Consider the following 22,457-nt stretch of genomic DNA (forward strand, 5'->3'; position numbering starts at 1 on the left):
GCCGGCGCGCGGGTGGGGAGGTCGCCGGGTCAGCGCAGGTCGAGCCGGACCCGCTCGCCGCGCTCGACGAGCACCTGCCGCTTGCCGAGACGCCGACCTCCCGCACGGACCTCGAGTCGGTAGCGCTCCCGGCCCTGGACGATCGGACGCGTCGACGGGTTGACGTGCCAGGCGAAGCGGCCGGAGCGCGGCACGCGCATCGAGATGCGGTACCGGGCCCTGCTGGTGCCGCCCCAGGTCGGGGTGTCGGCATTGCGGGTCAGGACGAGCCGGGCGCCGGCGGGGGCGCGTCCGGCGATCACGGAGTGGCTGCCGGCGTCGGCGGCATGCTTCAGGGCGAGGAGGTACGCTGCGCGGTTGCCCTTGCCGGCGTACCGCCCGGTCCCGACGTACTGGTCGACGACGTCCTCGAACGGCGGGTGGAACTCGGTCGGCCCGATCTCGAACGTGTAGCCGAAGGTGCCGGTGGCGCCGTAGGCCCAGTCCTCCGTGGTGCCCATCCCGTCGTAGAGGGCGTAGCTGCGTTGCGGGGTGTAGCCGTTCTGCCTCGCGAACCGCTTGCCCAGCTCGGCCAGGGCCTGGTCGTCTCGGGCGATGCCGACGCGGCGGCCGGTCTCGGACACGTTGTCGGGAGCCCCCGAGAAGGGCCAGAGCACGAGGTTGCCCGAGGTGTGGTTGGTGATCAGGGTCGTGACAGGGCGCCCGAGCACCAGGCTGCGCACGTTGCGGGTCTCGGGCTCGGAGAACGCCGACGCGCCGTGGTAGCGCGGGTCCACGATCCCTGCTGTGAACGCCTGGGCGTCGGGGAGAGCGGCTGCGGAGCCCGGTCCGCTCCACCACATCCCGTAGTTGCGGTTGAGGTCGACCCCGAGGCTGAAGCCCGCCGGGGTGGAGAGCTGGGCGGCGCAGGTGCCGTCCGGGGTGTCGACGCCGTCGACGAGGCGGCAGTTCTTGCGCAGGTAGGCGAAGCCCGGGGTCAGCTGCGTGGCGATCGGCAGGACCTGGTCGGAGGGGTCGAGCGGGTTGAGCACGTTCAGGTCGATCAGTCCGCCCGACGTGCGGGAGAGGTCGAAGCCGTCGACGTTGACCACCGGCACGATGACGACTCGGACCTTCCCGAGCAGCCGGGTGACCTGCTTGTCGGAGCCGAAGCCCCGGACCAGGTCGTAGGCGAACTCCATCGTGTGCTCGCCTGAGGGCCACTCCCGCGCGTGGTGCAGTCCGACCATGAGCAGCGTGGGTTGCCCGCTGGCCGCCCGGCGGACGCGGTGGCCGATCTCCAGGCCGTGGACGGCGTGGCCGTCGAGGGTGACGTGCGGCAGCGTGATCCGCTTGACCAGGCCGCGGTGCCGGCGCGCGAGCGTCCGCATCTCCGACTCGTAGTCGCTCAGCGTGCGGTAGGTGTCGCGGCCGCTCGGCAGGGGTGAGCGCTTCGTGCGGGCGGCGTAGGCGGCGTTCGCGAGGTTGTTGCGGGCCTCGCGGAGGAAGAGGTCGGCGATGTCGACGCGGGTGGTCAGGCCGCTGGCGGCCAGGGCGTCGCGCTGTGCCTCGGTGTGCAGGACGACGGTGGCGACGTCGCGGTCGGCGTGCTCGGTGCCGTCGAGCCCCAGGCCCGCGAGCACCGCGCGGGCCGCGCTGCTCGGCGTACGGACCGTGACGAGCTGGGGGGAGAACAGCGCGCCGGCGCCTGGGGTGCCCGGGTCGGAGGGGCTCGCGGGGTCGGGGGTCTCCGCCGCGGCCGTGGTGAGCGGCAGCACGAGCGCAGCGCACGCGGCGGCCGTGAGCAGGGCGAGGCGGCGGGATCTCATGACGGGGCAACGACCGGGGCCGGGCCGTGGTCACGGCCGGGCCGTGTGACATTGGCACACCCGCCGGGCCGGCGTCGAGATGTCCTAAGGTGTGCCACCGAGACCGCCGCCGCTTTCGAGGAGCCAGCTGATGCCCATCGCCACCCCCGAGAAGTACGCCGAGATGCTGGACGCGGCGAAGGCCGGAGCCTTCGCGTTCCCGGCCATCAACGTGTCGTCGTCGCAGACGCTGAACGCGGCGCTCAAGGGCTTCGCCGACGCCGGCTCCGACGGCATCATCCAGGTCTCGACCGGGGGTGCGGAGTACCTCTCCGGACCGTCGGTGAAGAACATGGTGACCGGCTCGCTGGCCTTCGCCGCCTACGCCGCCGAGGTCGCCAAGCACTACGACGTCCAGATCGCGCTGCACACCGACCACTGCCCCAAGGACAAGCTCGACGGGTTCGTGCGCCCCTTGCTCGACATCTCCGCCGAGCGCGTGGCCCGTGGCGAGGCGCCGCTGTTCCAGTCGCACATGTGGGACGGCTCGGCCGTGCCGCTGGAGGAGAACCTCGAGATCGCCGTCGAGCTGCTGGCCAAGGCCAAGGCGGCGCACATCATCCTCGAGGTCGAGATCGGCGTCGTCGGCGGCGAGGAGGACGGCGTCGAGGGTGGCGGCGGCGAGCAGCTCTACTCGACGCCCGAGGACGCCCTGGCCACCGTCGAGGCACTCGGCACCGGCGAGAACGGCCGCTACCTGGCGGCGCTGACCTTCGGCAACGTGCACGGCGTCTACAAGCCGGGCAACGTCAAGCTGCGCCCCGAGATCCTCAAGGCCGCCCAGGAGGCCGTCGTCGACCAGCTCGGCCTCGCCGCCGGCTCGAAGCCCTTCGACCTGGTCTTCCACGGCGGCTCCGGCTCCTCGCCCGAGGAGATCGGTGCGGCCGTCGACTACGGCGTCATCAAGATGAACGTCGACACCGACACCCAGTACGCCTTCACCCGCCCGGTCGCCGGCCACATGCTGGCCAACTACGACGGGGTGCTGAAGATCGACGGCGAGGTCGGCAACAAGAAGATGTACGACCCCCGCGCCTGGGGCAAGGCGGCCGAGGCCGGGATGTCGGCGCGCGTCGTCGAGGCCTGCGAGAACCTCCGCTCGGCCGGCAAGAAGGTCTGATCGCTCGGCGGACCATCCGCCGCTGTGGCCGCCCCGCGCGCGGAGTCCGCGCGGCTCGGGTCATGATGGGCGCATGAGTTCCTTCGGCGACCTGATGGCGGGCCCCCCGCCCACCCACCTTCCCCACGACCCGGCCTCGGACGCGCTGTCCTCCGGCACGAGCCCGGTCGACGCCGTACGCGAGTTCCCGGCGTCGCCGATCGCCTGGGCAGCGCTGGCCTCCGAGGCCGCCGCCGCTCAGAGCGACCCGGTCATCGTCTACGCCTACTCCCGCGTCGGCTACCACCGCTCCCTCGACATGCTGCGCCGCAACGGCTGGAAGGGACACGGTCCGGTCCCGTGGGAGCACGAGGGCAACCGCGGCTTCCTGGTCTGCCTCTCGCTCCTGGCCAAGGCGGCGCGCTCGATCGGGGAGGACGACGAGTGGGAGCGGTGCTCGGAGTTCCTGCGCGACTCCAGCCCGACGGCGTACGACCAGCTGATGGGCTGAGGCGCCGGGGCGGATGTTACTGACCGCTGTGCCTACTACCTGACTGTTGTAAGCGCTGGGCAGTAGCCACAGCGGTCAGTAACATGCAGCGGCTCGTCCGGCGTGGCGTACGGGCTTGTCCACAGGCAGCCGCGTGGGCTGTTTGCCGGGTCCGTGTTCGCGGCACGGTGCCACTCATGTACGCACGTCTCGCCCAGGTACTGGCCTCCCAGGGAGGTCTCGTGACACGGACTCAAGCGCTGGACCGGGGGCTGCCTCCCTCACGCATCAAGCAGCTGCTGGACACCGGGGCGCTGGTCTGGATGCTGCGCGGTGTGTATGCCGATGGCGAGCTGCACGCTGCCCTCGACGACTTCCGGGGGCTGCCGCTCCTACGAGTCCGTGCGACGTTGCTCGCCAAGCATCACAGCTGGGTGTTGAGCCACGACTCGGCGGCTCTGGAACTGGGGATGCCGCTGATCGACCCGCGGGTGAGTCTGGTGCACCTGACCCGACCGGGCTTCGGTGCGGCCTGGACGAGGGCGGGGGTCGCCCATCACTACGGTCGCTTCGCACCGGGTCAGCTGCAGACCTCCGAGGCGGGCTATCGCCACCTCTCGATCGCGCGTACGGCGGTCGACATCGCTCGCGAGCACGGAGAGCTCGCTGGGCTCGTCGCCTGCGACTGGGCGCTGCGGCAGGGAGTCCCCCGCAGCGCCCTGATCGAGGCCTACCTGCCGATGAGCCATTGGCCGGGTGTGATCGACGTACGGGCGGCGGTCGAGCGTGCTGACCCTCGCGCCGAGTCGGCGGCGGAGACCCTGGGGCGCGACCTCGTCGAGGAGCTCGGGGTGGGCGAGGTCGACGTACAGTTCCCGCTGCTCCTCGAGGGCAGGCCGGTCTGGTGCGACCTCAGGATCGGCAACCACGTCTTCGAGGTGCAGGGGAAGATCAAGTACACGCCAAGCAGCTCGGGCGGCGTCGCCGAGAGACCGATCACCGAGGTCGTGTGGGAGGAGAAGAAGCGCTCCCGCTTGATCCGGGTCGAGGGTCTGGGTGTGTCGGAGATCCTCTACCAAGACTTCTGGGGCGATCGACGGGCGGCCGCGCTGAGGCGACTCCGCGCCGAGCACGACGTGAGCTGCGATCGCTTCGGTGCCGACCTCCACCCACGTCTCGCCATCCAGGCCGCCGAGCTGAGGGCCAGGTTCGGCAAGCGTGACCGGGCCGGCTGATCGGCGTCGCTCGGATGTTACTGACCGCTGTGACTACTACCCAGCGGTTACAACCGTCAGGTAGTAGTCACAGCGGTCAGTAACATGCCCCGACCTACCCCCGCACCTCGGCGCGCAGGTGCGGGAAGAGGATGGTCTCGCGGATGCCGGCGCCGGTGAAGAGCATGATCATCCGGTCGATGCCGAGGCCGAGGCCGCCCATCGGCGGGGCGCCGTACTCCAGGGCCCGCAGGAAGTCCTCGTCGAGCTGCATGGCCTCGGGGTCGCCGCCAGCCGCGAGGAGCGACTGCTCCTCGAGCACGCTTCGCTGTACGACGGGGTCGACGAGCTCGCTGAACGCCGTACCGCGCTCGACGCCGCCGATGATCAGGTCCCAGGCCTCGATCAGGCCGGGCTTGGAGCGGTGGGGGCGGGCCAACGGCTGCGCCGACGGCGGGTAGTCGCACAGGAACGTCGGCTGCAGCAGCGTCGGCTCGACGAGCTCGGAGAGGAGCTCGAGCACGAGCTTCTCGGCACCCCAGGCGGGGTCGAACTCGACCTCGTGGCGCTCCAACAGCTCGCGCAGCCGCGCCGCGGGCGTCTCCAGGGTGATCGTCTCGCCGACGGCGGCCGAGACGCCGTCGTACACCGGGAGCCAGGTCCACTCGGCGTCGAGATCGACGGCTCCGGCCGGCGTCTCGACGACCCGTGACCCGACCGCGTCGGCGGCTGCGAGGAACATCTCGCGCATCAGCGCGGCCATGGTGTGCTGGTCGCCGTAGGCCTGGTAGACCTCGAGCATCGTGAACTCGGGGGAGTGCGTGGAGTCGACACCCTCGTTGCGGAAGATTCGGCCCATCTCGAAGACCTGGTCGACGCCCCCGACGACGGCCTTCTTGAGGTTGAGCTCGAGCGCGATGCGCAGGGTCATCTCCTGGCTGAACGCGTTCATGTGGGTGCGAAACGGCCGCGCCGCCGCGCCGCCGTGGATCAGCTGCAGCACCGGCGTCTCGATCTCCAGGTAGCCGGCCGTCTCGAGGGTCGTCCGTACGGCGCGCGTGATGGCCGAGCGGGTGCGCACCATGTCGCGCGCCTCCTGGCGCACGATCAGGTCGGCGTACCGCTGACGGACCCGAGCCTCCTCGGAGAGCTCCTTGTGGAGGACCGGCAGGGGACGCAGTGCCTTGGACGCCATCTGCCACCGCGTCGCCATCACCGACAGCTCGCCGCGGCGCGAGGAGATGACGCGACCCTCGACGAAGACGTGGTCACCCAGGTCGACCGAGCGCTTCCACTGCTCCAGCGCCTCGTCGCCCACCTCGGCCAGGCTGATCATCACCTGGAGGCGCGTGCCGATGCCCTCCTGCAGGGTCGCGAAGCAGAGCTTGCCGGTGTTGCGGACGAACATCACGCGGCCCGCGACGCCGACCACGTCCTGGGTCTCCTCGCCGGTCTCGAGGTGGTCCCACTGCTCGCGCACGGCGGCCAGGGAGTGCGTGCGGGCGACCACGACCGGGTAGGGCTCGTGGCCCTCGTCGAGCAGCCGGGCCCGCTTCTCGCGGCGGACCGCCTCCTGGGACAGGTCGTCCTCGGGGGAGTCGGGTGCGGCGGCGTCGGGCGTGGTCATGCGTCGCAGGCTATCCACGCTGGTGGGGTTGGGGCACATCGGATTCCGGGTACGGCGACCGCGCGGCGGTCGAGGACGACCGGAGACTCCGCTCAGGCCTCGCCCGGCAGCACCAGCGAGTACGCCGCGCGCTGCAGCCGCCACGACCGGTGCCGTTCGGGGCCGCTGATCTCGCCGTCCGCGCTGATCCAGAACTCCTCGCCGCTGACGGTGACCTGCGAGGCACGCAGCGAGATCACGTCGGAGTGGTCGGGGTGGCTGCCGAGGCTCAGGCGTCCGGCGTAGATCAACCGCGAGATCGGGCCGGTCGCCAGCGAGATCATCACGTCGGCCCTGCCGTCGCCGGGGTCCGCGCCGGGGGTGAGCTCGGTCCCGCCGCCGACCGAGGCGCCGTTGCCGATGGCGACCTGCAGCACGGGGGTGTCGAAGTCGGAGACGACCTCGCCGTCGACCTCGACCCGCAGCCGTACGACGGGCGGGTTCCAGGCGGTGATCGCCGCCCCGATCGGGTAGCCCAGTCTGCCGAGGTTGACCTTCTCGTAGCCGACCGCGCCGAGGCGTTCCTTCCAGCGGTGCGATCTCCGGCTGGCGGCGGCCCCCGCGCCCACGTGCACGTGGTTGACCACGATCTCGCCGACCTCGTCGATGAGCAGGTCCATCGGGGTGGGCGACCCGCTCACCAGCACGCGGGCAGCCTCCTCGACGTCGAGCGGGATGCCGGTGCTGCGGGCGAAGTCGTTGCCGGTGCCCAGCGGCAGCAGCCCCAGGGTCGTCCCCTCCAGCTCGTGGCGGCGGTAGAGGGCCGCGACGACCGCGTGGATGCTGCCGTCGCCGCCGGCCACGACGATGCGGCGCGAGCCGGCCCGGTGCAGCACGCCGTCGAGCTCACCGGGGTCCCCGGTCGCCTGCACCTCGACGGACGTGGTCTCGCGCAGCACGGCAAGTGCCACCTCGAGCGACTCCTCGTCGGCGGTGCCGGCGCCGCTGTTGGTGATGACGAGCAGCGGTTCTGACATGCCGGTGACCCTATCCGGCCCTCCTGGCGCGACGCGGGCGCAACGACGGTTCGGTGGCGAGGACCCGCAGTTGGTAGCGTGGGGTCGCAAGAGCCCCGGTGCTGTTGTGCCGGGGTCCTTGCACGTCTGGGGCGCAAGCCCACCACGAGATGCCAATGGAGTGACGATGCCGGCGATCGCGATCATCGGGGCCCAGTGGGGCGACGAGGGCAAGGGCAAGGCCACCGACCTGCTCGGCAGCCGCGTCGACCACGTCGTGAAGTTCAACGGCGGCAACAACGCAGGCCACACGGTGGTGATCGGCCAGCCCGACGGCAGCAGCGAGAAGTACGCGCTGCACCTGCTGCCCAGCGGCATCCTCAGCCCCAACTGCACCCCGGTCATCGGCAACGGCGTGGTGGTCGACATCGACGTCCTCTTCGAGGAGATCGACGGCCTCGAGGCCCGCGGCGTCGACACCTCCAAGCTCAAGATCAGCGCGAGCGCACACGTCATCCCGAGCTACAACCGGGCCCTGGACAAGGTGACCGAGCGATTCCTCGGCTCGCGCCGCCTGGGCACCACCGGGCGCGGCATCGGACCGACGTACGCCGACAAGATGAACCGCATCGGCATCCGGGTCCAGGACCTCTTCGACGAGAAGATCCTCACCGCCAAGGTCACCGGAGCGCTGGAGCTGAAGAACCAGATCCTCACCAAGGTCTACAACCGGCGCGCCGCCGAGGTCGAGGAGATCGTCGCCGAGCTGCTCACCCACGCCGAGCGGCTGCGCCCGATGGTCTGCGACACCGGACTGTTCCTCAACGAGGCCCTCGACGACGGTGACATCGTGCTGCTCGAGGCCGGCCAGGCCACGCTGCTCGACGTCGACCACGGCACCTACCCCTTCGTGACGTCGTCCTCGGCGACCGCCGGCGGCGCCTGCACCGGCTCGGGCATCCCGCCGATGCGCCTCGACCAGGTCATCGGCATCGTCAAGGCCTACACGACCCGCGTCGGCGAGGGTCCGTTCCCCACCGAACTGCACGACGACGCCGGCGAGCACCTGCGCAAGGTCGGCGCGGAGTACGGCACCACCACCGGTCGACCGCGCCGCTGCGGCTGGTACGACGCCGTCATCGCCCGCTACGCCGCGCGCGTCAACGGGGTCACCGACTTCGTGCTCACCAAGCTCGACGTGCTCACCGGCCTCGAGCAGGTGCCGGTCTGCGTGGCCTACGACGTCAACGGGGTGCGCCACGACGAGATGCCGGTCAACCAGTCCGACTTCCACCACGCCGTGCCGATCTTCGAGCACCTCCCCGGCTGGTGGGAGGACATCTCCGAGTGCCGCACCTTCGAGGAGCTGCCCGTCAACGCGCAGGCCTACGTCGAGGCCGTCGAGAAGATGTCGGGCTCGCGGATCTCCGTGATCGGCGTCGGCCCGTCGCGCGCGGCCACGATCGTGCGCCACGAGCTGCTCTGAGGGATCGGCGGAGCGACGTCAGGAGACCCCTGAGAACCCCCCGCCCACGCCAGCCCGCTCCTCCGTAGGATCAGCCGACGTGAAGACCCTCGTGATCGGCACCGGCGGGCGCGAGCACGCCCTGGCCCGCGCCCTGTCCCTGGACCCCGGCGTCACCGAGGTGCACGCGGCGCCCGGCAACCCGGGCATCGCCGCCGTCGCGACCCTGCACCCGGTGGACCCGCTCGACGGCGAGGCCGTGGCCGACCTCGCCGAGCGGCTCGGCGCCGGGCTGGTCGTCGTGGGGCCCGAGGCACCCCTGGTGGCCGGCGTCGCCGACGCCGTCGCCGCACGCGGGATCCCGGTCTTCGGGCCGAGCGGCGAGGCGGCGCAGCTGGAGGGGTCGAAGACGTTCGCCAAGGACGTGATGGCAGCAGCCGGGGTGCCGACCGCGCGAGCCCACACCTGCACCACGCCCGAGGAGGCCGCGGCCGCGCTCGACGAGTTCGGGCCGACGTACGTCGTCAAGGACGACGGGCTCGCGGCTGGCAAGGGGGTCGTGGTCACCGACGACCGGGCCGAGGCGCTGGCCCACGCGGCGGCGTGCGAGCGGGTCGTGATCGAGGAGTTCCTCGACGGGCCCGAGGTCTCGCTCTTCGCGCTCTGCAGCTGGAGCGAGGCCGACGGCGCGACGGTCTACCCCCTGCAGCCCGCCCAGGACTTCAAGCGGATCTTCGACGGCGACGCCGGCCCCAACACCGGGGGCATGGGCGCCTACACCCCACTCCTGTGGGCACCTGTCGACCTGGTCGAGGAGGTGCTGCGCGACGTGCTGCAGCCGACCGTCGACGAGATGGCCAGGCGCGGCACGCCCTTCACCGGGCTGCTGTACGCCGGCCTCGCACTCACCTCGCGCGGCATCCGCGTCATCGAGTTCAACGCCCGCTTCGGCGATCCGGAGACGCAGCCCCTGATGGCGCTGCTCGACTCGCCGCTCTCGCCCCTGCTGCTCGGCGCCGCCACCGGCCGCCTGGGCGAGGTGGAGCCGCCGCGCTGGAAGCCGGGCGCAGCCGTGGCAGTCGTGATGGCCAGCAAGGGCTACCCCGAGTCGTCGTCCTCCGGCGACGTCATCACCGGGGTCGAGGCGGCCGACGCGCTGCCCGACGTGCACGTCATCCACGCCGGTACGGCGCTCGGCGGGCCGGCCGGCGACGACCTGGTGACCGCCGGGGGACGCGTCCTGGCCGTGATCGCGACCGGCGACGACATCGCCGCCGCCCGCGCAGCGGCGTACGACGGCGTCGCGCGGATCGCCTTCGACGGCGCTCAGTCGCGCTCGGACATCGCGCTCCACTCGTCGGCCAGCAGCGCGTAGTAGTAGCCGTCGACTCAGCGATCCCAGGTGACGAAGTGGCCCCTGCGGACCACCATCCGGGGCCATTTCGTCACTCACCGACATCCGCGGGACAATCGCGGAGTGACCGTCCACCACGTCCCGAATGTCCTGGCCAGCCGCTACGCCGGAGCCGACCTCGCCGAGATCTGGTCGCCCGAGCACAAGATCGTCCTCGAGCGGCACCTCTGGATCGCCGTGCTCAAGGCGCAGCGCGACCTCGGCATCGACGTGCCCGACGGGGTCGTGGAGGCCTACGAGGCCGTCGTGGACAAGGTCGACCTCGACTCGATCGCCGCGCGCGAGCGGATCACCCGCCATGACGTGAAGGCCCGGATCGAGGAGTTCTCCGACCTCGCCGGGCACGAGCACATCCACAAGGGGATGACGAGCCGCGACCTCACCGAGAACGTCGAGCAGCTCCAGCTCAAGCAGTCCCTCGAGCTCCTCCGCGACCGCGCCGTCGCGACCCTCACGCGGCTCGCCCGCCTGGCCGCCGAGCACGAGACCACCGTGATGGCCGGTCGCTCCCACAACGTCGCCGCCCAGGCCACCACGCTCGGCAAGCGCTTCGCGACCGTCGCCGACGAGCTGATGATCGGCGTCGAGCGGATCGAGCAACTGCTCGCGCGCTACCCGCTGCGCGGGATCAAGGGCCCGATGGGCACCGCCCAGGACATGCTCGACCTCCTCGACGGCGACGAGTCCAAGCTCGCCGGCCTCGAGCACAGAGTCGCCGCCCACCTCGGGTTCGAGCGGGTGCTGACCAGCGTCGGCCAGGTCTACCCGCGCAGCCTGGACTTCGACGTGCTCTCCGCCGTCGTCCAGCTGGTGGCGGCCCCGAGCAACCTGGCGACCACGATCCGGCTGATGGCCGGCAACGAGATCGTCACCGAGGGCTTCAAGGAGGGCCAGGTCGGCTCCTCGGCGATGCCGCACAAGATGAACACCCGCTCCTGCGAGCGGGTCAACGGCCTCGCGGTCGTCACCCGCGGCTACCTCTCGATGGTCGGCGAGCTCGCCGGCGACCAGTGGAACGAGGGCGACGTCTCCTGCTCCGTCGTACGACGGGTCGCCCTGCCGGATGCGTTCTTCGCCGCCGACGGGCTCTTCCAGACGTTCCTGACGGTGCTGGACGAGTTCGGCGCGTTCCCGGCCGTGATCCAGCGCGAGCTCGACCGCTACCTGCCCTACCTGGCGACCACCAAGGTGCTGATGAGCGCGGTGCGCAACGGCGTGGGGCGCGAGTCCGCGCACGAGGCGATCAAGGAGGCGGCCGTCGGCACGGCGCTGGCGATGCGCCAGGGCCAGGCCGAGAACGACGTCTTCGCCAAGCTGGCCGCCGACGCACGCCTCGGGCTCACCCAGGACCAGCTGGCTGCCCTGGTCGCCGAGCCGATCGCCTTCACCGGCGCCGCCGTCGCCCAGACCCAGGCGGTGTGCCGCGCCGTGGCCGAGCTCGCCGAGCGCTACCCCGAGGCGGCGTCGTACGCGCCGGGCGCCATCCTCTGAGGGTCGTCGGCCCGTCCCCGGCCAGCAGTCCCGCGCGGTGTGAGACCCGCCACGCACCAGGCCGCAGGGCGGGGCAGGGCCCGGAAGGGCGCGACAGGAAGGTGGGGCGCGACTGTGCTCCCGGGCAGTCCGGCCCCAGGATGGGTCGATGAGCGATCCCGTCACCGTCGCGATCACCCGCCAGCTCGAGCCCGGCCACGAGGCCGAGATGATGAGCTGGCTCAACGCCGGCATCCACCTGGCCGAGCGCTTCCCCGGCTTCCTCGGAGCCGGGTGGGTGCGTCCCGAGGCGGCCTCGACGGAGTGGCACATGCTCTACCGCTTCGCCGACCACGACTCACTGCAGCAGTGGGAGCACTCCTCGCAGCGCGCCTGGTGGCGGGCCTCGGCCTCGGGGCTCGGGGTGGTCGAGGCGCGGGTCGAGAAGCGGACCGGGATCGAGGGCTGGTTCGACGTGCCGCAGTCGACGCTGGTCGTCGAGGGCGCGGCCCCGGCTCCCGCACCGCCACCGCGCTGGAAGCAGGCCTGCACGATCTTCCTCGTCTTCTTCCCGCTCAGCGTGGCCGCCAACTGGTTGGGCGGCGAGCTGGTCGGCGACCTGTTCCTGCCGCTGCGGGTGCTGCTCACCGTGCTCGTGATGACGCCCGTGATGACCTACGTGGCTCTGCCCTGGATCACGCGCACGATGCAGTGGTGGCTGCAGGGGCAGCCCGCGCCGTGGCGTCGTAAGGCGCAGGCGGCCTCCGCCTCGTAGGCTGCGAGATTCCCGGCGGTCGCGGGAAGGTCCGGGCGCTTCCACCGGGTTTCGTCGGTGACCGCACGACTCGCCCACCCGGAGGTCCCATGCTCGACGCGCCCGTACGCCGTGCGCTCGGGCCGTCCCTCGACGCGGCCGCCGCGACGCTCCAGCGCCTCGGCTGCAGCGCGACCGGCCTGACGGTCGCCGGGTGGCTGGTCGGCGTTGCCGCGTGCGTCGCTGCCGCGACCAGCCACTGGCACCTGGCGCTGGTCGGGTGGCTGCTCAACCGCGTCCTGGACGGCCTCGACGGGCCGCTGGCTCGCCGTACCGGCTCCACCGACCTGGGCGGCTTCCTCGACATCGTCGCCGACTTCAGCATCTACGGCGGGTTCGTCGTGGCCGCCGCCGTCGCCGAGCCGGACGCCCGCGTGGCGTGCCTGGTGCTGCTGGGCACCTACTACCTGTCGGGCACCGCCTTCCTCGCGCTCTCGTCGGTGCTGGAGAAGCGCGACGAGGCCGCGCGCGCCGACTACTCCGACGGACGGTCGCTGCTCTTCGTGGGCGGCCTGGCCGAGGGCACCGAGACCGTGCTCGCCTACGTGCTGATCTGCCTGCTGCCCCAGCACCTCGAGCCCATCGCCTGGGTGTTCGCGGCCGCGGTCGCGATCACCGCCGTCCAGCGCGTCGCCCTGGGCGTCCACCTCCTGCGCGCGCACCCGTCCCACGGGTCCGGCCCGATCCACACCCCTACCGAGGAGCACCGATGACCCGCCCCACCCGCCGCCGGAGCGCCGTCCTGAGCGGCCTGGCGGCCCTCCTCGTCCTCGCCGGGTGCGGAGGCGACGACTCCGCCGTCGGCGAGGAGACCGCGCCGTCGTCCGACTGGGACGCGGTGCTCGCCGAGGCCGACGGGCAGAGCGTCAACTGGTACATGTACGGCGGCGACGACACGCTCAACGCCTTCGTCGACGACGTCGTCACGCCTCGGCTCGCCGACCTCGGCGTGACCCTGGACCAGGTGCGCATCGACGACACGGCCGAGGCGGTCAACAAGGTCCTCGGCGAGAAGCAGGCCGGGCGCACCGACGGCGGCTCGGTCGACGCGATCTGGATCAACGGCGAGAACTTCGCCACCGGCGTCCAGGCCGACCTCTGGCGCTGCGGCTGGTCGCAGGACCTCCCCAACGCCCAGTACGTCGACCTCGACGCGCCCGAGGTCGCCACCGACTTCGGCACGCCGGTCGATGGCTGCGAGGCCGCCTGGCAGCAGGCCAACTCGGCCCTGGTCTACGACTCCGCGGTGCTCGACGACGCGGACGTGGAGAGCGTGGACTCGCTCTTCGCCTGGGCCGAGGCCAACCCCGGCCGGCTCGCCTACCCGGCCCCGCCCGACTTCTTCGGGTCGATGGCCGTGCGCACGGTTCTCTACGACACGATCGGTGGCCCGGACAGCCTGCTCGAGGGCGAGCCGGACACGTCCTCGGAGGCGTTCACCGACGCCACCGCCGCGACCTTCGAGCGGCTCAACGAGATCGAGCCCAGCCTGTGGCGCGGCGGGGAGACCTACCCGCAGAGCCAGGACGACATCGAGAAGCTCTACTCCGACGGGGAGATCAGCGCGTTCTTCACCTACGGGCCCGGCGCCGTCGGCACCAAGGTCGCCGACGGTCTCTACCCCGAGTCCACCCGCGAGGCGGTCCCGAGCGTCGGCAACATCTCCAACGTCAGCTTCGTGACGATTCCCGCCAACGCCGCCCACCAGGCCGGCGCCCTGGTCCTGGCCAACGTCCTGCAGGAGCCCGAGGTCCAGCTCGCGCTCTTCGAGGCCGCCGGCGTCTACCCGGCGATCGACGTCGCCACCACGCCGCAGGGAGTGCAGGACGCCTTCGCCGCCGTCGAGACCAGTCCCTCGGTCCTGCCCCTCGCCGAGCTGCTCGCCGACGCCCGCCCGGAGCTGGCCAGCGCCTACCTCAGCGCCATCGAGGACGGCTGGGTCGCCGAGGTCCAGCAGAAGTAGCGCGTGAGCCTGCCCGTGAGCCAGCCAGTGGTCTCGACCGGACCCACGACGCGGCAGCACGCCGTACGTCGTGGTGTCCCGGAGCGCCTGCGACCCCTCCTCCTGCTGAGCCCCGCACTCCTGGTGGTCGGCGTCTTCTTCGTCGGCGGGGTGGCCCAGGCGGTGCTGCAGAGCCTGGGCCGCCAGCCCTTCCTGGGGCAGACGGACTGGTCGTTCGACGCCTACCGCGCCACGTTCGCCGACCCGGCCTTCCGCGCCTCGCTCACGCTCACCCTGCGCGTCGTCGTCCTGTCCACCGGCCTGGCGACCGTGCTCGGCGTCGCCGTCGCACTGCTCGTACGGCGCCACGCCCGCGGTCCGTTGACGACCCTGCTCCAGAGCACCCTGGCCGTGCCCCACCTGGTGGGCGCGCTCTGCATCGGCCTGCTGCTCTCGCCCTCGGGGTTCGCGTCCCGGCTGGGCACCGGCGCCGGGCTGGTCGACGGGCCGCAGGACTTCCCGGTGCTCACCAACGACGCCTTCGGCTGGGGGATCATCGCGGAGTACACGTGGAAGGAGGCGCCCTTCGTCGCGGTCGTCGCCCTGGCCTCCATGACACCGCACGTGCGTGACCTCGAGGGAGCAGCACGCGTCCTGGGAGCGGGGCGGTGGCGGCGCTTCACCTCGGTCACGCTCCCGCTGATCGCGCCTCCGGTCGCGGCCGCGTCGGTGCTCGTCGCCTCGTTCGCGGCGGCGTCCTACGAGGTCCCGCGCCTGCTCGGGCAGAGCTTCCCCGCGACGCTGCCGGTCGTGGCGCTGCAGCGCTACCAGGACACCGACCTGCTCGTCCGACCCCAGGCGATGGCGGTCGCGACGATCATCGCGGTGCTGAGCCTGGTGCTCGTGGCGGCGTACCTGACCCTGGTCTCGCGGTTGTCGCGGAGGTCGCTGTGAACGGCCGGTGGGGCGGTCGCCTCGGGGTCGGCCTCCTGGTGGCCGCGGTGCTGCTCCCCGTCCTGCCGCTGGTCGTGTGGAGCGCGGCCGGCACGTGGCGCTACCCCGACGTCGTGCCGGGCCGGCTCACTCGCCGCGGCCTCGACCTGGTGCTCGACGGCGAGGTGGTCTCCGCGACCGCGACGTCGCTGCTGATCGCGGTGACGGTGGCGGCGCTGGCCTGCGCGATCGGACTCTCGGCCGGGCGCGCGATCGGGCTGTACCGCTTCCGCGGGCGACGCCTCGTGCAGTTCCTGCTGCTGGCGCCGGTGATCGTGCCGGGGCTCGCGGTGACGCTCGGCATCCAGGTCTTCTTCGTCCGCTACGGCCTGGCCGACACGGTGCTCGGAGTCGTGCTCGTCCAGCTGATGCCGACCGTGCCGTACGCCGCGACGCTGCTGGGAGCGGCGTACGCCAACCTCGACGTCGACTACGAGCGGCAGGCCCGCACGCTGGGGTCCGGGCCGCTGCGGACGTTCCTGACCGTCACCGTGCCACTCCTGCGTCCGGCGCTCGTGACGACGGCGCTGCTGACCTTCCTGATCTCCTGGAGCGAGTACATCCTGACCCTGCTCATCGGCGGCGGACAGGTGACCACGCTGCCGCTGCTGCTCTTCGCCGCGATCGGGTCCGCGGACCGTACGGCGGCCGCAGCGCTCGGCCTCCTGGTGGTCCTGCCGCCGGTCCTCATCGTGCTCCTCGTCGCCCGGCGGCTGCGTGGTCGCGACGACGCGTGGATGGGGTTGGCCCGTGGCTGATCCCACCCTCGCGGCACGCTTGGACGTCAGCGGGCTCGGCGCGCGCTTCGACGCCGTCACCGCCGTGGCCGACCTCGACCTGAGCCTCGCGCCCGGCTCCTTCACCGCGCTGCTCGGACCGTCGGGCTGTGGCAAGTCGACGACGCTCGCCATGGTCGCCGGACTGCTCGCCCCGACGACCGGGGACGTCCGGCTCGACGGCTCGTCCTTGCTGGGGGTGCCGGCCGAGCGACGCCCGGTCTCGCTCGTCTTCCAGAAGCCGTTGCTCTTCCCGCACCTCACCGTCGAGCAGAACGTCGCCTACGGGCTGCGCGTACGTCGTCCGGCCGGGGTCGGCACGGGGCGAGCCTCACGCCGAGAGGTCGCCACCCAGGTCGAGGCGATGCTCGAGCGGGTGCGCCTCGGCGGCCTGGGGCGACGTCGTGTCGGCGAGCTGTCCGGCGGTCAGGAGCAGCGGGTCGCCCTGGCCCGTGCGCTCGTCCTGCGGCCACGTCTGCTGCTGCTCGACGAGCCGTTCTCCCAGCTCGACGCCGACCTGCGTGCCGAGATGCGCGCTCTCGTCCGCGAGCTCCACGACGAGGCCGAGCTGACCACCTTGTTCGTCACCCACGACCAGGACGAGGCGGTCGAGCTGGCCGACACGATCGTGCTGATGCTGGAGGGTCGCCTGGCCGGAGAGGGTCCGCCGGAGACGTTCTACGCGGCGCCCCCGTCGCTGGCGGCCGCTCGGTTCTTCGGGGCCACCAACGAGGTGCACGGGCTGGTCGAGGCCGGCTGCTTCCGTGGTCAAGGCCTGCTCGAGGGGGCACTCACCGTGCCCACGACGGCGCCGCACGGGCCCGCCGTACTCGTCGTGCGGCCGGAGGCCGTCGGGCTCGACGGCGAGGTGCCGGCGCTCGTCACCGCCACTCGCTTCGCCGGCTCGGACGTGCTGGTCGACACCGCGCTGCCGGACGGTCAGCCCCTGCGGGTCCGGGTGCCGCTGGGCGCGCGCGTGGCCGTCGGTGACCGGGTGTCCCTGGCGCTCGACCCGGACCGCTGCAGCGTCTTCGCGCAGGAGGCAGAGCGATGAGGCGCTCGACGTACGTCAAGGCCGGCATCTTCGTCCTGCTCATCGCCACCGCGATCGTGGTGCAGGTCTCGATCGGGCTGCCGAGTCGCGACGAGCTGCAGTCGTTGCTCGACGGGTTGGGCGCGATCGCCGTCCCGGTCTTCATCCTCGCCTACGTCGGCGCCTCGCTGCTGCCGGTCGGTCCCAGCGCGGTGCTGACCATCGTGGGCGGTGCCCTGCTGGGGTTCGTGGTCGCGTTCGCGTCGGTGCTGGTCGCGGCCGTGATCGGTTCGACGATCGGGTTCCTGATCAGCCGCAGCCTCGGTCGCGACGCCATCCAGGGGCTCAGCAGCGAGCGCGTGCGTGACCTCGACGCCCGGGTCAGCGCGCACGGCTTCGGCGCAGTCCTGCTGGCGCGGATGGTCCCGCTGATCCCCTTCACCACGTCGAACTACGCCTTCGGGCTGACGTCGATCCCGCTGACGCCGTACGTCCTCGGCACGGCGCTCGGGATCATCCCCGGTACGGCGGTCTACGTCGCGGTCGGCGCGTACGGCGCGGAGCCGACCTCACCGCCGTTCCTGATCGCGATCGGGGCGCTGGTGCTGCTCACCGTGGTCGGGCTGCTGCGCTCGCGTCGGCCCAGGCCCCCGACCGGCTGACGCCCGTCGGGCCGGGCGGCGCCGGGGTCAGCGCGAGACCCACCACCGCCGCGCGCGGGCGAGCGCCGTGGTGACCTGCTTGGTCGGGGTGGCCGCGAGGTCGGCCCGACCCTGGGCCAGGGAGGCCTTCCAGATGCCGTCGGACCACGTCGGGTAGGCGTGGATCGCGCCAGCCATCGCGCGGCCCTTGAGGCCCTGCTGCCCGGCGAGCAGCGCCTCGGCCAAGGACTCGCCGGCGCGCGGGCCGACGATGGAGGCGCCGACGACGCGACCCTTCTGGTCCAGGACGAGCTGGGAGTAGCCGCGGGTGCGGCCCTCGGCCACCGCGCGGTCGACCTCGGAGTGCGGCACGGTGTGCACGCGCAGGCCCGGCCGGGAGTCGGCCGCCACACCGAAGGAGGCGACCTCGGGCGAGGTGTAGGTGACTCGGGGGATGACGTCGGGCTGCACGGTGCGGCGCAGGCCCAGGACCGCGTTGCTCGCCGCCAGGCTGCCGTGGTTGCCGGCCGTGTGGGTGAAGGGGGCGTACCCGGTCAGGTCACCGGCCGCCCAGATCCGGGGGTTGCTGGTGCGCAGGCGCTCGTCGACCTCGATGTGGCCGGAGTCGGTGACCGCCACGCCGGCCGCCGCGAGGCCGAGGGACGACGTGCGGGGGCTGCGACCGACCGCGACCAGGATCACCTCGACCTCGACCTCGGAGCCGTCGTCCAGCAGAGCCACGCGTCGTCCGTCACGGTCTGCGTCGACGGAGGTGAGCTTGACCCCGGTCCGTACGTCGATCCCGTCGTCGCGGAAGGTGCGGGCGAGGATGTCCGCCGCGGCCGGGGTCTCGCCGGGGATCAACCGCTCGGCCGCCTCGACGATCGTCACCGAGGAGCCGAGCCTCGCGAAGGCCTGGCCGAGCTCGCAGCCGATCGGGCCGCCGCCCAGCACCAGAAGCCTCCCTGGGAGCTCGGTCAGGGACCACACGGAGTCGGAGGTGAGGGGCGAGGCGTCGGCGAGGCCGGGCAGGTCGGGCACCACGGGGGAGGAGCCGGTGGCCACGAGCGCCTGGGTGAAGGTGACGGCCACGCCGTCGACCGTCGCCGACGTGGGACCCGTGAAGACCACGGTGCCCTGCGCGACCGCGGCGCCGGCGGCGCGGATCGCTGCGGGGGAGTCAACCGGCTCGATGGTCGTGATCGAGGCGCGGACGTGCTCCATCACCGCGCCGAAGTCCACCGACACCGAGTCGACGTGGACGCCCAAGGAGGCCGCGGCCCGGGCGTCGCCGGCGGCGTGCGCGGCGGCGAGCAGCGCCTTGCTCGGCACGCAACCGGTCCACAGGCAGTCGCCGCCGGTGCGTTCGCGCTCGACGAGGAGGGTGGTGGCACCGAACCCGGCCGCGGTGTGCGCGGCGACGAGGCCGGCGGTGCCGCCGCCGACGATCAGGAAGTCCCACGGGCGTGCGTCGGGAGCGGTGAGGGAGTCGGAGGACCACTCGGCCGCTGCGGGGGCCGTACCGCTGCCGGGCGTGCTCACGCCGGCCCCGGGCCGCGCAGCTGCGCGGCCATGGCGTCGAGGCGCTCCAGCGATGACGGGTCGGTGATCCGGCGCGCGTCGAGGCCGTGCAGCGCCTCGCGCAGGCGGCGTCGCTCGGCCAGGTCGCCGGCGCAGCGCCGGCACGTGGCCGCGTGCCGCTCGACCCGGCGTACGTCGGCGCTGCTCAGCACCGCGGACGGATCACCGTCGAGGTAGCGGTCGAGGCGCCGCGACGCCCACCAGCAGGTCGTCAGATTCATCGCTTCTCCTCCTGGTCGGGCCCCGGTGGTCGGTCCGGGCCCTGGTCCGCCGTGCTGCGGGAGCGTGGACGCCGGGCCCTGAGCTGCTTGCGCAGGCGAGCGCGGCCGCGGCTCAGTCGCGACATGACGGTCCCGACCGGGACGTCGAGCAGGTCGGCGGCCTCGGCGTAGGTGAGTCCGTTGAGGTCGATGAGCAGGACGACCGTGCGGAACCGTGGGTCGAGGGCGTCCAGCGCCACCTCGATGTCGCCGTCGAGCAGGCCCTCGTCCACGACGTCCTCGGGGGAGGCCACCGTGGCCCGCCCGAACGCCGGGCGACGTCGTTCGAGGGAGGTGTGGTCGACGAGGTCGGGTCGGGTGCGGCGCAGGCTGTTGAGGTGCGTACGGCGCAGGATGGTCAGCAGCCACGCCCGCGGGTGGCGTCCGTCGAAGCCGTCGATCGCGCGGTAGGCGCGGATGAGGGTCTCCTGGACGACGTCCTCGGCGTCAGCCCAGGAGCCGGTCAGGCTGTGGGCGACACGCAGCAGCACCTCGATCTCGGGCTCGACCCACCGTGCGAACCGGTGGTCTCCCGCAGGATCCGGTTGCGTCTGGGCGGTCACCGGGTCCACGGCGTCGCGAGCGTCGAGGGCATCCACGACGTGGTAACCCGGCGACGGGTTCGGATCCTTCCCCTGGTCGCCGGGGTTCATCTCCTCGACGGACATCGCCGGCGGGTCAGACCCGCGCCTCGCCGCCCCAGTTGGCGAGCTTCTCCGCGACCGTGCTCAGGTCGGCGCGCCAGACGTCCTCGGGTCCGGGCGGGATGATGTCGTCCCACTCCATCGCGGGTGAGCCGAGCACGTGCGTCAGCCGCGCCGTGCGCGCCCAGAACGTCTGGTGGAAGTGCGAGCCGCCGTCGCCCCAGCGGTTGACGTGGACGCGACCGATCTCCGGGAGGTTCTCCAGGATCCGGACGAGACGGTTGGTGATCCGCCCGAGCTGCGAGGCCTGGTCGTCGTCGAGGTTGCCCATGTCGAGGTGCTCGCGGGTGTGCAGGGTCAGCACGACGGGGAGTCCGGAGGGTCCGCCGCCATGGGTCAGGACCCAGGTCTCGTCCTCCCACACCACCTGGTCCTCGGCGAAGCCGTCGGCGCAGGCCCCGCAGGGCTTCTCGTCGCTCTCGCCCGAGCGGGCGGGGTCGTCGGACGGCGGGAGCAGGGTGCGCGGCGCGATCGCGCCGTCGACCACCTCCCACGGGAAGATGTCCCACTCGCCAGAGGGGGGCATCGGCAGGTGGCCGTCAGCGCCGACGGCGGCGACGACCCGGGCGTAGACCTCTTCGGCAGACTCCGGCATGCGCTCACTGTGCCACTGGCCGGATCGGCCCACGATGCGAGGGTCTTCCCTGACGCGGGCCATCCCCGGGCAGGAACCTCGGGGTGGGCAGGGGTGTCCCTAGACTCGACGCGTGCTCAACATCCCCGCCGCCCCGCCCCTCGAGGGTGCCAAGCACCTGCACTCCGGCAAGGTGCGTGACCTCTACGAGGTCGTCGACGGCCCCCAGGCCGGCCACCTGCTGATGGTCGCCAGCGACCGGATCTCGATCTTCGACTTCGTGCTCGACAGCACGATCCCCGACAAGGGCGAGATCCTGACCCGGATGTCGCTGTGGTGGTTCGAGCAGCTGCGCGACCTGGTGCCGAGCCACGTGGTCTCCACCGACGTGCCCGAGGACGTCCGTGGCCGCGCCGTCATCTGCGAGCGCCTCGACATGTACCCCGTCGAGTGCGTGGCGCGTGGCTACCTGACCGGCTCCGGGCTCCTCGACTACCGCGCCACCGGAGAGGTGTGCGGCATCGCACTGCCGCCCGACCTCGAGGACGGGAGCCGCCTACCGGAACCGATCTTCACGCCGGCAACCAAGGCCGAGCTCGGAGACCACGACGAGAACGTCTCCTACGCCGCCGTCGAGTCAGCCGTCGGCGCCGACCACGCGGCCGCCCTGCGCGAGCTCACGCTCCAGGTCTACGCGCGAGCCGAGCAGATCGCCCGCGAGCAGGGGATCATCGTGGCCGACACCAAGCTCGAGTTCGGCCGCAGCACCTCGGACGGGGCCGGCCGGATCGTGCTGGGTGACGAGGTGCTCACGCCCGACTCGTCGCGGTTCTGGCCGGCCGAGCACTGGGCGCCCGGTCGCGCGCAGGCGTCCTACGACAAGCAGATCGTGCGCGACTGGGCGCTGTCGGCCTCGTCCGGGTGGGGCCGCTCGTCCGGCGAGGCACCCCCGCCGCTCCCGGACGAGGTCATCGCCCTCACGCGGGGCCGCTACCTGGAGGCCTACGAGCTGTTGACGGGCGAGAGCTGGTGAGCCCGCGGCCGGTGCGGTTCCCGGTGTCGTGCGAGGTCGCCTACGACTACCTCGTGGCGCCGGACAACCGTGCTGCCTGGCAGTCGAGCCTGCGCGGCGTGGAGGACGTGATGGGTGACGACGGTGTCGTCGGGCAGTCGTGGACCGACGTGACGGGTGTCGGGATCAAGCCCCGGATGGAGCTCACCGACGCCGACCGGCCACACCGCTGGTCCGAGTCCGGCACCTGGGGCCGGTTCAAGGCCACGCTGACGCTCACGTTCGTGTCAGTGCCAGGCGCGTCCTGCGACGTCGAGGCCGCGATGGAGGTCCGCGCGTCCGGGCTGCTGAGGCCGCTAGGCCTGGCCGCCGGCCGTCTCGCGCCTCATGCCGTGCGAGGCGACCTGCGTCGTGCCGCAGCGATCCTCGGTCGTGACTGAGCCGGTGCGCTACCTGCCGCACCTGCTCGGGCGCCGGTTCTGGTGGCCCGGGCGGCTGTCCCGCAG

Annotated in this window: 22 protein-coding genes; 15 read left to right on the forward strand and 7 right to left on the reverse strand. The window is 72.3% G+C overall.

The window, feature by feature from the left end; genetic code table 11:
• Nucleotides 1-29: 29 nt before the first annotated feature.
• Nucleotides 30-1,808 (reverse strand): M14 family zinc carboxypeptidase, encoded by a 1,779-nt coding sequence (locus tag Q1K33_RS10735; protein WP_300403724.1) that lies wholly within the window; start codon nt 1,806-1,808, stop codon nt 30-32.
• A 130-nt stretch (nt 1,809-1,938) separates the two neighbouring features.
• Between Q1K33_RS10735 and fbaA the strand changes: the two genes are divergently transcribed.
• From fbaA to Q1K33_RS10750, 3 genes are all read left to right on the forward strand, one after another.
• Nucleotides 1,939-2,967, forward strand: coding sequence for a class II fructose-bisphosphate aldolase (gene fbaA, locus Q1K33_RS10740; RefSeq protein ID WP_300403726.1), 1,029 nt, complete (start codon nt 1,939-1,941; stop codon nt 2,965-2,967).
• Between the two features lie 73 nt (nt 2,968-3,040).
• A complete protein-coding gene (locus tag Q1K33_RS10745; protein ID WP_300403728.1) occupies nt 3,041-3,457 on the forward strand; it encodes a DUF3151 domain-containing protein in 417 nt (138 codons plus the stop codon).
• A gap of 176 nt (nt 3,458-3,633) precedes the next feature.
• Entirely contained in the window at nt 3,634-4,671 is a 1,038-nt protein-coding gene (locus Q1K33_RS10750) for a type IV toxin-antitoxin system AbiEi family antitoxin domain-containing protein (RefSeq protein ID WP_300403730.1), read from the forward strand.
• Nucleotides 4,672-4,765: 94 nt separating this feature from the next.
• On the opposite strand, the gene lysS is transcribed toward Q1K33_RS10750, so the two are convergent.
• Entirely contained in the window at nt 4,766-6,277 is a 1,512-nt protein-coding gene (lysS, locus tag Q1K33_RS10755) for a lysine--tRNA ligase (protein WP_300403732.1), read from the reverse strand.
• A gap of 92 nt (nt 6,278-6,369) precedes the next feature.
• Nucleotides 6,370-7,293: a diacylglycerol kinase family protein gene (locus tag Q1K33_RS10760; protein ID WP_300403734.1), complete on the reverse strand. Its 924-nt coding sequence runs from the start codon at nt 7,291-7,293 to the stop codon at nt 6,370-6,372.
• Nucleotides 7,294-7,459: 166 nt separating this feature from the next.
• On the opposite strand from Q1K33_RS10760, the gene Q1K33_RS10765 reads away from it, so the two are divergent.
• The 10 genes from Q1K33_RS10765 (at nt 7,460) to Q1K33_RS10810 (ending at nt 17,841) form a co-directional block, all read left to right on the forward strand.
• Complete coding sequence (locus tag Q1K33_RS10765) at nt 7,460-8,758, forward strand: adenylosuccinate synthase (protein ID WP_300403736.1); 1,299 nt, start codon at nt 7,460-7,462, stop codon at nt 8,756-8,758.
• A 79-nt stretch (nt 8,759-8,837) separates the two neighbouring features.
• Nucleotides 8,838-10,112 (forward strand): phosphoribosylamine--glycine ligase, encoded by a 1,275-nt coding sequence (gene purD, locus Q1K33_RS10770; protein WP_300403738.1) that lies wholly within the window; start codon nt 8,838-8,840, stop codon nt 10,110-10,112.
• A 102-nt stretch (nt 10,113-10,214) separates the two neighbouring features.
• Entirely contained in the window at nt 10,215-11,642 is a 1,428-nt protein-coding gene (gene purB, locus Q1K33_RS10775) for an adenylosuccinate lyase (protein ID WP_300403740.1), read from the forward strand.
• A gap of 148 nt (nt 11,643-11,790) precedes the next feature.
• The gene (locus tag Q1K33_RS10780; RefSeq protein WP_300403742.1) at nt 11,791-12,396 is read left to right on the forward strand and encodes an antibiotic biosynthesis monooxygenase; all 606 of its coding nucleotides are present in this window, start codon (nt 11,791-11,793) and stop codon (nt 12,394-12,396) included.
• A gap of 89 nt (nt 12,397-12,485) precedes the next feature.
• Nucleotides 12,486-13,148, forward strand: coding sequence for a CDP-alcohol phosphatidyltransferase family protein (locus tag Q1K33_RS10785; RefSeq protein WP_300403744.1), 663 nt, complete (start codon nt 12,486-12,488; stop codon nt 13,146-13,148).
• A complete protein-coding gene (locus Q1K33_RS10790) occupies nt 13,145-14,398 on the forward strand; it encodes an ABC transporter substrate-binding protein (RefSeq protein WP_300403746.1) in 1,254 nt (417 codons plus the stop codon). The genes Q1K33_RS10785 and Q1K33_RS10790 overlap by 4 nt, the downstream gene beginning before the upstream one ends.
• Nucleotides 14,399-14,401: 3 nt before the next feature.
• Nucleotides 14,402-15,331, forward strand: coding sequence for an ABC transporter permease subunit (locus Q1K33_RS10795; RefSeq protein ID WP_300403748.1), 930 nt, complete (start codon nt 14,402-14,404; stop codon nt 15,329-15,331).
• The gene (locus tag Q1K33_RS10800; RefSeq protein WP_300403750.1) at nt 15,328-16,128 is read left to right on the forward strand and encodes an ABC transporter permease subunit; all 801 of its coding nucleotides are present in this window, start codon (nt 15,328-15,330) and stop codon (nt 16,126-16,128) included. The genes Q1K33_RS10795 and Q1K33_RS10800 overlap by 4 nt, the downstream gene beginning before the upstream one ends.
• Nucleotides 16,121-17,200: an ABC transporter ATP-binding protein gene (locus tag Q1K33_RS10805; protein ID WP_300403752.1), complete on the forward strand. Its 1,080-nt coding sequence runs from the start codon at nt 16,121-16,123 to the stop codon at nt 17,198-17,200. The genes Q1K33_RS10800 and Q1K33_RS10805 overlap by 8 nt, the downstream gene beginning before the upstream one ends.
• Entirely contained in the window at nt 17,197-17,841 is a 645-nt protein-coding gene (locus Q1K33_RS10810) for a TVP38/TMEM64 family protein (protein ID WP_300403754.1), read from the forward strand. The genes Q1K33_RS10805 and Q1K33_RS10810 overlap by 4 nt, the downstream gene beginning before the upstream one ends.
• 27 nt (nt 17,842-17,868) lie before the next feature.
• Here the strand turns inward: Q1K33_RS10810 and Q1K33_RS10815 are convergent, their stop codons facing one another.
• The 4 genes from Q1K33_RS10815 to Q1K33_RS10830 are packed head-to-tail and all read right to left on the reverse strand — an operon-like array spanning nt 17,869 to nt 20,960.
• Nucleotides 17,869-19,362 carry an FAD-dependent oxidoreductase gene (locus Q1K33_RS10815; RefSeq protein WP_300403756.1) on the reverse strand — a complete coding sequence of 498 codons (1,494 nt, stop codon included), beginning with the start codon at nt 19,360-19,362 and terminating at the stop codon, nt 17,869-17,871.
• Nucleotides 19,359-19,622, reverse strand: a complete 264-nt coding sequence (locus Q1K33_RS10820; RefSeq protein ID WP_300403758.1) for a zf-HC2 domain-containing protein — start codon at nt 19,620-19,622, stop codon at nt 19,359-19,361. The genes Q1K33_RS10815 and Q1K33_RS10820 overlap by 4 nt, the downstream gene beginning before the upstream one ends.
• Nucleotides 19,619-20,329 carry a sigma-70 family RNA polymerase sigma factor gene (locus tag Q1K33_RS10825; RefSeq protein ID WP_300403760.1) on the reverse strand — a complete coding sequence of 237 codons (711 nt, stop codon included), beginning with the start codon at nt 20,327-20,329 and terminating at the stop codon, nt 19,619-19,621. The genes Q1K33_RS10820 and Q1K33_RS10825 overlap by 4 nt, the downstream gene beginning before the upstream one ends.
• Before the next feature lie 10 nt (nt 20,330-20,339).
• Nucleotides 20,340-20,960, reverse strand: a complete 621-nt coding sequence (locus Q1K33_RS10830; RefSeq protein WP_300403762.1) for a hypothetical protein — start codon at nt 20,958-20,960, stop codon at nt 20,340-20,342.
• Nucleotides 20,961-21,072: 112 nt separating this feature from the next.
• Between Q1K33_RS10830 and Q1K33_RS10835 the strand changes: the two genes are divergently transcribed.
• Nucleotides 21,073-21,972, forward strand: coding sequence for a phosphoribosylaminoimidazolesuccinocarboxamide synthase (locus tag Q1K33_RS10835; protein WP_300403764.1), 900 nt, complete (start codon nt 21,073-21,075; stop codon nt 21,970-21,972).
• Nucleotides 21,969-22,391 carry an SRPBCC family protein gene (locus Q1K33_RS10840; protein WP_300403766.1) on the forward strand — a complete coding sequence of 141 codons (423 nt, stop codon included), beginning with the start codon at nt 21,969-21,971 and terminating at the stop codon, nt 22,389-22,391. The genes Q1K33_RS10835 and Q1K33_RS10840 overlap by 4 nt, the downstream gene beginning before the upstream one ends.
• Nucleotides 22,392-22,457: the final 66 nt, after the last annotated feature.

Origin of the sequence: Nocardioides sp. (assembly GCF_029937575.1) — a bacterium.
Lineage (GTDB): Bacteria > Actinomycetota > Actinomycetes > Propionibacteriales > Nocardioidaceae > Nocardioides.

Bases quoted from the DNA above. Each gene is read 5' to 3' on its own strand.
- Q1K33_RS10765 (WP_300403736.1), top strand. From the start codon at position 7,460: ATGCCGGCGATCGCGATCATCGGGGCCCAGTGGGGCGACGAGGGCAAG.
- fbaA (WP_300403726.1), top strand. From the start codon at position 1,939: ATGCCCATCGCCACCCCCGAGAAGTACGCCGAGATGCTGGACGCGGCG.
- Q1K33_RS10830 (WP_300403762.1), bottom strand. From the start codon at position 20,960: ATGCCGGAGTCTGCCGAAGAGGTCTACGCCCGGGTCGTCGCCGCCGTC.
- Q1K33_RS10790 (WP_300403746.1), top strand. From the start codon at position 13,145: ATGACCCGCCCCACCCGCCGCCGGAGCGCCGTCCTGAGCGGCCTGGCG.
- Q1K33_RS10820 (WP_300403758.1), bottom strand. From the start codon at position 19,622: ATGAATCTGACGACCTGCTGGTGGGCGTCGCGGCGCCTCGACCGCTAC.
- Q1K33_RS10825 (WP_300403760.1), bottom strand. From the start codon at position 20,329: ATGTCCGTCGAGGAGATGAACCCCGGCGACCAGGGGAAGGATCCGAAC.
- Q1K33_RS10735 (WP_300403724.1), bottom strand. From the start codon at position 1,808: ATGAGATCCCGCCGCCTCGCCCTGCTCACGGCCGCCGCGTGCGCTGCG.
- Q1K33_RS10745 (WP_300403728.1), top strand. From the start codon at position 3,041: ATGAGTTCCTTCGGCGACCTGATGGCGGGCCCCCCGCCCACCCACCTT.
- lysS (WP_300403732.1), bottom strand. From the start codon at position 6,277: ATGACCACGCCCGACGCCGCCGCACCCGACTCCCCCGAGGACGACCTG.
- Q1K33_RS10760 (WP_300403734.1), bottom strand. From the start codon at position 7,293: ATGTCAGAACCGCTGCTCGTCATCACCAACAGCGGCGCCGGCACCGCC.
- Q1K33_RS10780 (WP_300403742.1), top strand. From the start codon at position 11,791: ATGAGCGATCCCGTCACCGTCGCGATCACCCGCCAGCTCGAGCCCGGC.
- Q1K33_RS10750 (WP_300403730.1), top strand. From the start codon at position 3,634: ATGTACGCACGTCTCGCCCAGGTACTGGCCTCCCAGGGAGGTCTCGTG.
- Q1K33_RS10810 (WP_300403754.1), top strand. From the start codon at position 17,197: ATGAGGCGCTCGACGTACGTCAAGGCCGGCATCTTCGTCCTGCTCATC.
- Q1K33_RS10785 (WP_300403744.1), top strand. From the start codon at position 12,486: ATGCTCGACGCGCCCGTACGCCGTGCGCTCGGGCCGTCCCTCGACGCG.